This is a genomic window from Streptomyces sp. UH6 (assembly GCF_013421635.1).
GTDB classification, from domain to species: domain Bacteria; phylum Actinomycetota; class Actinomycetes; order Streptomycetales; family Streptomycetaceae; genus Streptomyces; species Streptomyces abyssomicinicus.
In genome coordinates this window covers 1-4,369 of record NZ_JACADT010000462.1, presented here as the reverse complement: position 1 = coordinate 4,369, position 4,369 = coordinate 1, and the positions used below count along the sequence as shown (strand labels likewise).

Annotated in this window: 4 protein-coding genes; 1 reads left to right on the top strand and 3 read right to left on the bottom strand. The window is 73.7% G+C overall.

What is annotated here, in order from left to right; translation table 11 throughout:
• Positions 1 to 1,015 (bottom strand): NAD(P)-dependent alcohol dehydrogenase (locus tag HW445_RS19950; protein WP_180222354.1); only part of this gene is annotated, 1,015 nt, incomplete at its 3' end.
• A 122-nt stretch (positions 1,016 to 1,137) separates the two neighbouring features.
• Positions 1,138 to 1,809 carry a TetR/AcrR family transcriptional regulator gene (locus HW445_RS19945; protein ID WP_180222353.1) on the bottom strand — a complete coding sequence of 224 codons (672 nt, stop codon included), beginning with the start codon at positions 1,807 to 1,809 and terminating at the stop codon, positions 1,138 to 1,140.
• 265 nt (positions 1,810 to 2,074) lie between these two features.
• On the opposite strand from HW445_RS19945, the gene HW445_RS19940 reads away from it, so the two are divergent.
• Positions 2,075 to 3,028: a zinc-binding dehydrogenase gene (locus tag HW445_RS19940; RefSeq protein WP_180222352.1), complete on the top strand. Its 954-nt coding sequence runs from the start codon at positions 2,075 to 2,077 to the stop codon at positions 3,026 to 3,028.
• A gap of 174 nt (positions 3,029 to 3,202) precedes the next feature.
• On the opposite strand, the gene HW445_RS19935 is transcribed toward HW445_RS19940, so the two are convergent.
• On the bottom strand, positions 3,203 to 4,273 hold the full coding sequence (locus HW445_RS19935) for a YncE family protein (RefSeq protein WP_180222351.1): 1,071 nt from the start codon (positions 4,271 to 4,273) through the stop codon (positions 3,203 to 3,205).
• Between the last annotated feature and the right edge of the window lie 96 nt (positions 4,274 to 4,369).

Below are 4,369 nucleotides of genomic sequence, written 5' to 3'. Positions count from 1 at the left end.
GGCCGTTGACCCGGCCCTCGTGCAGGCGGGCGTACGCCTCGGGGGCCTCGTCCAGGGAGAACCTCTCGGTGTGGACCGAGACCGCCCCGGCGCGGGCCAGGTCCAGGACCTCGATCAGCTCCCCGCGGGTGCCCCAGTAGGGCGCGGCCACCGACACCTCGAAGGGCAGCAGGCCGAACCCGACGGGCAGCCCCGCGCCGGCGATGCCCACGATGGTGATGTCGCCCTCGACACCGACCGAGCCGGCCGCCGTCCGCACGGTGGGCTCCGCGCCGACGAAGTCCAGGACGACCTGCGCGCCCAGGCCATCGGTGAGTTCCCGGACCCGGTCGGCGGCCCGGGCGTCCGACAGGACGGTCTCGTCCGCGCCGACGGTGCGGGCGAGCTCCAGCTTCTCCTCGCTGACGTCCATGGCGATCACCCGGGCCGGGGTCAGCACCCGCAGCAACTGGATGGCGACGTGGCCGAGGCCGCCGGTGCCGATCACCACGGCGGTGGAGCCCGGCACCAGCTGGTGCAGCGAGCGCTTGACGGCGTGGTACGGGGTGAGGCCCGCGTCGGTCAGCGGCACCACCTCCGCCGGGTCCAGGCCGTCGATCGGGGTCAGGTGGCGCGGCGAGTCGACGACCAGGTACTCGGCCATCGCGCCGGGCGCGCCCAGACCGGGCGGGTTGATGCCGCGCTCCCGGGCGACCAGGCAGTAGTTCTCCTTGCCCTCGGCGCACTTCGCGCACAGGCCGCAGCCCCACGGACCGTAGACGGCGACCGGGTCGCCCTCGGCGAGACCGGTGACGCCCGCGCCCAGCGCGGCGACGGTGCCGGCACCCTCGTGGCCGAGCGTCATGGGCAGCGCGTAGGGGAACCCCTCGGCGGGCCACTCCATCACGGCGATGTCGGAGTGGCAGACGCCGGCGGCGGTCACCTTCAGCAGGACCTCGCCCGGCCCGGGCTCCGGGTCGGGGACGGTCACCACCTCGGGCGCGGAGCCGATGGTGCGGTACTGGAGAGCCTTCATGTCGAACCGGCCTCCTCCGGGAGACGGGGGCGGAAGCGGCCCGGGGCGGGCACGCGTCCACCGGGTACCCAGTGCGGCGGCCCCGGTGGGCCCCTCGGCCGGAGGCGGCCCCGGCGGGTGCGTCAGGCCGGGCCCCGCCCGCCGTCCTCCAGCGCCGGGGTGACCGTGCGGCGCAGCAGGGCGTGGACGACGTCCGCGTAGGAGTCCGCGCCGGGCTGGTCCACCCACAGCTCCACCGCCAGGCGCAGCGAGCCGTTGACGACCAGGGCGAGGGCCTGCGCCTCGGGGGAACCGGCGGGCAGGCCGGTGCGCTCCGCCAGCAGCGGGACCATGACGCGCTCCGCCTCGTAGTGGAGGTCCAGCCAGACCGAGCGCAGCCCGGGTTCCGCGCGGGTCAGGCGGAGCAGTTCGCGCAGGGTCCCCATCTCGGGGTCGGAGTCGGCCGGCGGCCACAGCGGCCCGGTGATCTCGTGCAGCGGACGGTCCGCGGGCCAGGCGCGCAGGGTGGTGACGAACCGCTCCACGGCCACCGTGAGCAGGGGCCGCACGCACTCCTCCTTGCGCGCGAAGTAGCGGCTGAGGGTCCGGGTGGAGACGCCGACGGCGCGGGCGATGTCGTCCCAGGAGGTCGCCGTCAGGCCTCGTGCGGCGAAGAGGCGTACCGCCTCGTGCGCGATCTCCAGGCGGGTGGCCTCCTTGCGGCGCTCGGTCAGCGGGGGGCGGCCCGGTCGCCGGGGGTCGCGGGCCGTGTCCGGGGAGTCGCCGGCGCCCTCCGCCCTGCCTGACCCTTCCATAGCTGGCCCCTCCCGCCGTCGCGTCCCGCCGTTTCCGCAGGTGGGCCCGGGTGCGGGGCCCGGGTCACGAGGTTACCGCGCGGGTGCGGCGTGCCGGGACGGCCGTGGCCGGACCCGGCCCGTCGCGAGGACGAGGGTTTTTGTCAGAACCAGACTTGTTGTCCTGATCGGACAGAAAGGCGTAGCGTGGTGGGGCGCGGCGGCGCACCCACCGGTCGCCGCGGCGTCCCGGAAGCACCACACGCACAACAGGAGGGCCGGTCCGATGAAGGCCTGGCAGTTCACCGACACCCATCAGCCGCTCGTGCTCAACGAGGTCCCCGAGCCGAAGGCCGCCCCCGGGGAGGTCGTCCTCGAGGTCAGGGCCGCGGGCCTGTGCCACTCGGACGTCGGCCTCCTGGAGGACGAGGGCTGGCTCGACATGCTGGCGAAGCGTCCGATCACCCCGGGCCACGAGGTCGCCGGTGTCATCACCGAGGTCGGCGAGGGTGTCGAGGGTTGGAAGGCGGGCGACCGCGTGGGCGTCTGCCCGACCGTCGAGGGCCACGGAGCCGTCGGCTACGCCTTCGACGGCGGGTACGCGCCCCGGTGCGCCGTCCCGGCCGCCACGCTGGTCGCGCTGCCCGATTCCGTCTCGTTCGCCCAGGGCGCGGCCGGCACCGACTCCGGCATGACCGCCTACCACGCCATCGTCGCCAAGGGCGGCATCAAGAAGGGCGACCGGGTCGGCGTCATCGGCCTGGGCGGCCTCGGCCAGATCGGCGCCCGCGTCGCCGTGCTGACCGGCTGCGAGGTCTACGCCGCCGAACCCAACGAGAAGGTCTGGGAGCTCGGCAGGGAGATCGGCGTCAAGGAGATCGTCAAGGACGTCACCGAACTCGCCGACAAGCAGCTCGACGTCATCGTCGACTACGCCGGTTTCGGGACCACCACCGCCGGCGCGGTCGAGGCGATCCGTCCGGGCGGCACCGTGGTCCAGGTGGGCATGGGGCGGCTGGAGTCCACCATCTCCACCAAGTCGCTGATCCTGAAGTCCGTGATCCTGCGCGGTTCCTGCGGCGGCGACATCGACGCGGTCAAGGGCGTCTACGACCTGATGGCGGCGGGCGAGCTCTCGCCGCAGCTCACCCCGATCACCTTCGCGGAGATCTCCGACGGCCTGCGCCGCCTGGCCGAGGGCGGGGTCGTCGGGCGCCTCGTCGCGGTGGCGGGCGAGTGACCCCGGCCGGCTGACGAGCCGGTCGCGCCACGGTGGCCGGGCCCCTCCTCGGGGCCCGGCCACTCGTCGTCCCACCCCTGGAGAGGGCGCCCGGGCACGCCCGGGTGCGCGGAGCCCCGCAGCCGGGCGGGAGGGCGGCTGCGGGGCTCCGTCGGTGGGGGGTGCGGGTGTGGCTCAGTGACCCAGGTCGATGCGGTAGGCGAAGTCGCCGCCGTCGGCGTTGGCGCCGGACTTGTCGACCACGTAGGCGATGCCGTCCTCGATCTCCACGTGGTTCGGGTTGGCCTCGGTGGCGAGGTTCTGGACCGTGCCGCGCCTGGGGTCGACGATCGAGACGGTGGCGGCGACGCGGTTGGCGACGACCAGCTTGCCCGTCCTGAAGTCGGTGCGGACGGACAGGGCGCCCTCGCCGGTCGGGATGGTCGCGGTGACGGTGCTGGTCCTCAGGTCGGTGACCGTGACGGTGCCGTCGGTCTGGTTGGCGGTGTACGCGGTCCTGCCGTTCTTGGACAGCGAGACCGAGATGGCGCCGGCACCGGCCGGGTGCAGCTCCACGGTCTCCTTGTAGGGGGAGATCTCGATGATCCGGTCGCCGTTCAGGTCGCTCGCGTAGACCTTGCCGCTGCGCTCCTCGAGCGCCAGGCCGGCCGGGCGGGAGCCCTCGACGGTGACGCGGCGCTTCTCCTCGAAGGTGTCGGTGTCGAAGGCGACGACCTCGGCGGAGTTCACCGCGCTGACCCATGCGGTGTCGCGGCGGGTGTCGATCACGACCTCGCGGGCGTGGCTGACGTCCGGGATGAAGGCGAGGTGCTCGCCGGTCCGCTGGCTGTAGACGGCCACGCCGTTGTCGCGGGTGTTGGTGACCCAGACGGTGTTGTTCTCGTCGTCCACCTCGACGCCGTAGACGGCCTCACGCGCGCCGGTCGTCTCGTCGACCAGCGGCGGGGTGATGGTGTCGATGACCTCGAGGGTGTCGGGGTCGAGCTTGAGCAGCGCGGTCTGGGTGACCGGCGGGCGTCCCACGGCGCTGGCGGCCCAGAGCACGTCGTTGCGCTCCGAGTAGGCGGTCTGGTACTGGCCCTTGGCGACGGCGGTCTTGGTCGCGATCGACGGGGCGTCGTGCTTGCCGGCGCCCTTGCCGGCCTGGGGGCCGGCGGTGGCGGCCGGGGCCGCGAGGGAGAGACCGGCGGCAGCGGCGACCGTGATCGCGGCGGCGCGGCGGAGGGCGAGGGAGGTGTTGCGCATGGGTGATCAAGCTCCTTGGGACGATGCTCCGGAGAGCGTCTGACTGGCCATAACTTAGCTTAGCCTTACCTAACTTGAACCCCTCTTTGGGCTATG